At 75.1% G+C, this 4,764-nt stretch carries 4 protein-coding genes; 2 read left to right on the top strand and 2 right to left on the bottom strand.

Annotated features, from left to right (window positions below; all coding sequences use genetic code 11):
- Positions 1-229: 229 nt before the first annotated feature.
- Entirely contained in the window at positions 230-1,762 is a 1,533-nt protein-coding gene (locus LCE31_RS26250; RefSeq protein WP_225018319.1) for an alpha/beta hydrolase, read from the top strand.
- A gap of 96 nt (positions 1,763-1,858) precedes the next feature.
- Here LCE31_RS26250 and LCE31_RS26255 read toward each other — a convergent pair whose 3' ends face one another.
- Positions 1,859-2,509 carry a uridine kinase gene (locus LCE31_RS26255; RefSeq protein WP_225018321.1) on the bottom strand — a complete coding sequence of 217 codons (651 nt, stop codon included), beginning with the start codon at positions 2,507-2,509 and terminating at the stop codon, positions 1,859-1,861.
- 59 nt (positions 2,510-2,568) lie between these two features.
- Positions 2,569-3,243 carry a winged helix-turn-helix transcriptional regulator gene (locus LCE31_RS26260; protein WP_225018331.1) on the bottom strand — a complete coding sequence of 225 codons (675 nt, stop codon included), beginning with the start codon at positions 3,241-3,243 and terminating at the stop codon, positions 2,569-2,571.
- 91 nt (positions 3,244-3,334) lie between these two features.
- Here LCE31_RS26260 and LCE31_RS26265 point away from each other — a divergent pair, with 91 nt between their 5' ends.
- The gene (locus LCE31_RS26265; RefSeq protein ID WP_225018333.1) at positions 3,335-4,543 is read left to right on the top strand and encodes a pyridoxal phosphate-dependent aminotransferase; all 1,209 of its coding nucleotides are present in this window, start codon (positions 3,335-3,337) and stop codon (positions 4,541-4,543) included.
- Positions 4,544-4,764 lie beyond the last annotated feature (221 nt).

The raw sequence follows: 4,764 nt of genomic DNA on the forward strand, positions 1-4,764 counted from the left end.
CGGGCGGGGCCGCGGGGGGGGGCGGGCGCGGGGCGGCGGCGCCGGCGGCGGCGGGGGGGGGGCCCCGGCCCGGGCCCCCCCCCCCCCCCCCCCCGGCTCTCGCGCGCGGAACGCGGCGCGGCCCCGCCGGAGTCTCCACCCGCATCTCCACCCCGGGGGCGGATGTGTGCTGCCGGGCGGGCGGCGAGACTGACGGCCGGTCACCACTCCTCGGCCTCCGGAGGCGCTCGTGCACACGCGTAATCGACACCGGGCGGCGGTACTCGCGCTCGCCGCCGCCTGTCTGCTCGGCTCCGCCGTCCAACCGGGCGCCGCGGCCACCACGGCGCACGCGCCGGCCCGCGCCCCGGCGCCTGCGCCCTCGCCCCTGCACTGGGGCGCGTGCCCGCCGCCTGCGGCCGGACCCGGCACCGCGCCCGTGCACCGTGATCCGCGCCAGCGGTGTGCGAAGGTCTCCGTACCGCTCGACTACCAGCGGCCGAACGGCCCGCACCTCGGCATCGAGATCTCCCGCATCCTCTCGGGAGCCCGGCACGCGCGCTCCCTGATGACGGGCCAGGGCGGCCCGGGCGGCAGCGGCATCGACCTGCCGTCCTCCGAGGAGTCCGCGCTGCCCGGGCAGGTCACCGCCTCGACCGACCTCTACGGTCTCGACTACCGGGGCATCGGCGCGAGCGCCCCGCTCGACTGCGGCATCGCGCCCGCCGACCGCGCGGAGGCGACCGGCATCCCCTACCCGGCGCCGGACGGCGGCATCGCCGCCAACATCGGCGTGGCGAGGCGTACGGCCGCGGCGTGCGCGCGCGACGCGGGCGCCGAGATCCGCTATGTGAACACCGCGAACATCGCCCGGGACATCGACAGCGTCCGCAGGGCCCTCGGCCTGCGGACGCTGTCCTACACCGGTACGTCCTACGGCAGTTACGTCGGCGAGGTGTACGCGACGCTCTTTCCGCGTACGGCGGGGCGCGTGCTCCTCAACAGCGTCGTGCCGCCGGGCGGGGTGGAAGAGGCGATCACCAACAAGGGCGAGGGCGTCGCGGACGCGTTCGGTCCGTTCGCGACGTGGGTGGCGGCGCGCGACAGCACGTACCACCTGGGCGCCGCGGCCACCGGCATACGCGCGACCGTCCTCGCGCTCGCCCGCCGGCTCAACGGCGCCCCGCTCCCCTTCCCCGACGGCGACGGGCGGCTCACCGGCAATCTGCTCCTGGAGGCCCAGGAGGTGCTGCTCGAACAGCAGTCGTACTACCCGGTCCTCGCCGGTCTGCTCGCGGACGCCCGGGCCGGCGCGATCCCGCCGGGCGCGGGCAGTGCCCTGCCGGTCGGCAGCGAACTGCCCGACAACTTCGTGAGCGCGCAGGACGCGATCATCTGCAACGACACGGCCTGGCCGAGGGACATGGCGCACTACCGCGCGGCCGTGGCCCGCAGCGCCCGGCGCTATCCGCTGACCGCGGGGTCGCCCGCCAACGTCTGGGCGTGCGCCTTCTGGGACACGCCGACGTCGGACCGCGCGCCCCGGCCGGACGACCGGGGGCCGGCCGACGTCCAGCTCGTGCAGAACACCGCGGACCCGTCGACTCCGCTGTCCGACGCGCGGGAGACGCTCCACGCCTTCGGCCGCAGGGCGGGCCTGGTGACCGTGGACGCCGCGGGCCACGGCGTCGACACGTCCTCGGGCTGCGTGGCGGATGTCGTGACCCGCTTCCTGACCGGCGCCGCGTCCCCGCGCTCGGGCCACTGCCCGGCCGGAGACTGATCGGCGCCGGTACGGCGCACTCGGCCCAGGTCGGGCGTCCGCCTGTCCGAGTGCCCGTCCGGTTGTCCGAGTGCCCGCCCGGGCGCCGGGGCCCGCTCAGCGCCCGGCGTCCGGCAGTCCCGTCCACGCCGGGTGGTCCGGCCGGTCGGCGCGGACGACGACGTCCGCCGCCGCGCGCGGGTCGGTGTCCGCCGCGTACCGCTCGAACGCGGGCAGCGTCCACCGGTCGGCGGGCGGGGTGAGCCGGTGCAGCGCGCCGGGCGACACGTCCAGGTGGACCGTCAGGTCGAACGGGAACCACTGGCCGAGCAGCAGCGGCCCGTGCAGCAGCAGCACGCCGCCGGGCGGGAGTTCCACCGGTTCGCTCCGGGTGGCGCGGTCGGTGGCCGGGTCCCACAGGTCCGGCAGGACGCGCCCCGAGCCGCCCGGGTCGAGTGGGGCGAAGACCTCGCGCCACAGCGCGCCGGTGTCGTACCAGCGTCCGTAGTACGCGTCGGGGTCCTGCCGCCCGTACTCGTACCGCAGCGAGGCGGGCCGCAGGAACCCCTCCGTACTGACGACGGCCGACGGGCGGCCCCGCAGGCGCAGTGCGTGGCCGAGCGCGTCGGCCGGGCGCCCGGTCCCGGCGGCGGGGGCTCCGTCGAGGCCGACCCGCAGCCGGGAGCCGCCGTCGCGCGGTCCGGTCTTCAGCAACCGGTCCGCGAGGGCGTCCGTCAGCCGTTCCCAGGTGATCGCTTCGAGTCGCACCGGCCCATCCTCCCCCGTCGCCGCCCGGGCCGCCCTGCCGGCCCGTCGGGCGAGCGGGGTCACTCCCCGCGCAGCGCCTTCGCCAGCGGCCCGTCCCCTTCCACGGTGACCGCGCCGTCGCGCAGGGCGTCGGCGAACAGGGACGTGCCGCCGCACAGCGCGCGGCAGGTGGCGGCGTCGAGGGTGAGGACCGCGTCGGGACCGGCGGGCGCCGGCCCTTCGCCGTACGCGGCGCCCGGCGCGCCCGCGGCCTCCTTCGCGTGGTCCGCGCCGAGGTGCACATGGAACGTGGACCTGGGCGCGGCGGACAGCCGTACCTCCACCGTGCCCGCTCCGGCGCCCGCGCGCTCCCCGAGGGTCCGCAGCAGCGGCAGCGCGAACCAGTGCGTCCGTACGGCGTCCGTCGGGCCCGGCTCGCCGAGGTCGGGCGCGCCCCACGCGGCGAGCGCGGTGAGGACCGGCAGCAACCCGGCGCCGCGCGGCGTCAGTTCGTACACCACGGCGGCAGCCGGCGGCGGCAGCTTCCTGCGGGTGACCAGGTCGTCGCGTTCCATGTCCCGCAGGCGGGAGGCCAGGACGTCCGTGCTGACACCCGGCAGGTCGGCGTGCAGGTCCGTGTAGCGGCGGGGGCCCGCGAGCAGTTCCCTGACGATCAGCAGGGTCCAGCGGTCCCCGACGGTGTCGAGGGCGCGGGCCGCCGCGCAGTACTGGTCGTAGCTTCGGCGACGTGGCATGGCTCGCAGTCTAGACATGTTGTTGGACTTTCCAAGCTCAAGCTTGGTAAAACCAAGTACGCGCATCGCAACCGGTCGGGGAGGCCACGCCATGGAGTTCCGGCAGTCGAGCAAGCTCAGCAACGTCCTGTACGAGATCCGCGGGCCGGTCATCGCGCACGCCGACGCGCTGGAGGAGGCCGGGCACAGCGTTCTGCGGCTGAACACCGGTAATCCGGCGGCCTTCGGCTTCGAGGCGCCCGAGGAGATCGTGCAGGACATGATCCGGATGCTGCCGCAGGCGCACGGCTACACCGACTCACGCGGCGTCCTCTCGGCGCGCCGCGCGGTCGCCCAGCGCTACCAGGAGCTCGGCGTCGACGTCTCGGTGGACGACGTGTTCCTCGGCAACGGCGTGTCCGAGCTGGTCTCGATGGCCGTGCAGGCCCTGCTGGACGACGGCGACGAAGTCCTCATCCCCGCACCGGACTTCCCGCTGTGGACCGCGGTCACCTCCCTCGCGGGCGGACGTCCCGTGCACTACGTCTGCGACGAGTCCTCCGAATGGAACCCGGACCTCGCCGACATGGAGTCGAAGATCACCGACCGCACCAGGGCCGTGGTGATCATCAACCCCAACAACCCGACGGGCGCCGTCTATCCGCGCGAGATCGTGGAGGGCATCCTCGACCTCGCCAGGCGCCACCAGCTGATGGTGTTCGCCGATGAGATCTACGACCAGATCGTCTACGACGACGCGGTGCACCACTCGGCCGCCGCGCTCGCCCCCGACCTCGTCGTCCTGACCTTCTGCGGCCTGTCGAAGACGTACCGCGTGGCCGGGTTCCGCTCCGGCTGGCTCGTCGTGACAGGCCCGAAGCAGCACGCCCGCAACTACCTCGAAGGCCTCACCGTCCTCGCGTCGATGCGGCTGTGCCCCAACGCGCCGGCCCAGTACGCCATCCAGGCGGCGCTCGGCGGACGCCAGTCCATCCACGAACTGACGGCGCCCGGCGGCAGGTTGTACGAGCAGCGCGACCGCGCCTGGGAGAAGCTGAACGAGATCCCCGGCGTCTCGTGCGTCAAGCCGAAGGGCGCCCTGTACGCGTTCCCGAAGCTCGACCCGAAGGTCCATCCGCTCGTGGACGACGAGAAGTTCGTCCTCGACCTGCTGCTGCGGGAGAAGATCCAGGTCGTCCAGGGCACCGGCTTCAACTGGCCGCGCCCGGACCACTTCCGCATCCTGACCCTGCCCCACGCCGACGACCTGGACGCGGCGATCAGCCGGATCGGCCGGTTCCTGAGCGGATACCGCCAGTAGCCACATCGGGTGAAACCCGGCCGCCCGGCGGGCGAGTTGGGCCCGGCCCGGCCGCGCGGACGGCCCCGGGAGCAGCAGAGTGCCGTCCGTGACGACTTCCCTCCTCTCCCGCCGCACCACCCTGCTCATCGCCGCCTGCGAGGCGCTCGCCGCCTTCGGGGCCGCCGCGCCCAGTCCGTACGCGCCCCTCGGCGCACACCCCGCCGCCCACCGGGCGGCCC

The organism is Streptomyces sp. 8L (assembly GCF_020176795.1).
GTDB lineage: Bacteria > Actinomycetota > Actinomycetes > Streptomycetales > Streptomycetaceae > Streptomyces.